The following is a 652-nucleotide window of genomic DNA, read 5'->3' as shown; positions in this document are numbered from 1 at the left end:
AGCTCACCAGTATCGGCAGCGCCGTGGGGGTTGGGCTGGATACCTACGCGACCCGTGACACTATCGCCGAAGCCTGCTCCACAGGGCGCGAGGAAGAGTGCCAGCGTATCCAATATGTCGAGTATGGCAAGCTCACCGGGCGTACTTTTGGTGGGGTCGCTGGAGTCAGTGCTGCTGCTCGCAGTAGCGTATGTTTAGCTGTCAGCCTTGATCCACGCGGTAAAGTGATATGTGGCGTGGTGGCCGCAGGCGCCGGTGCCTATGGGGGTGCCAAGGCACTGGAACCGGCTGGTGAGATGTTTGGTTCAGCGATATATCAGTGGCGGCACGGTGGTGGTGACCATGATGCCAACTAACGTCATCATGGGGCTTGCTGGGGCTGCTTTCGGCCTGCTCGGCTTGGCGTTAGCATTTATCGCCAGCATTGTCGCGCTTTTCAAAATCGATGAAGCGGACCGCTATTTTGGAGCATGGGAGTCTCCTGAGCAGCTTTATCTCAAGGGACTGCCCTTTTCCCTTTCGCGTATGACCGGATATGGCTTTAACATATTATTCAGGAAAAACCGGTTTGTGCAGCGTTTTTATATGAAAGGCAAGCCGGAGTTGATCGATCAGGCGCCCGTGGGGCTAACGCGCCTGTTGGTATGGCTCT

At 56.1% G+C, this 652-nt stretch carries 2 protein-coding genes; both read left to right on the top strand.

Annotated elements, in window-relative coordinates:
* On the top strand, positions 1–356 hold a 356-nt coding region (locus tag HP566_RS04945; RefSeq protein ID WP_249976149.1), incomplete at its 5' end, for a hypothetical protein.
* On the top strand, positions 343–652 hold a 310-nt coding region (locus HP566_RS04940), incomplete at its 3' end, for a hypothetical protein (RefSeq protein ID WP_249976148.1). The genes HP566_RS04945 and HP566_RS04940, both read left to right, overlap by 14 nt.

It is taken from the genome of Vreelandella olivaria (assembly GCF_023507745.1).
Lineage (GTDB): Bacteria > Pseudomonadota > Gammaproteobacteria > Pseudomonadales > Halomonadaceae > Vreelandella > Vreelandella olivaria_A.
The sequence above is the reverse complement of the archived record's forward strand: the minus strand, read 5'-3'. Positions and strand labels throughout refer to the sequence as shown.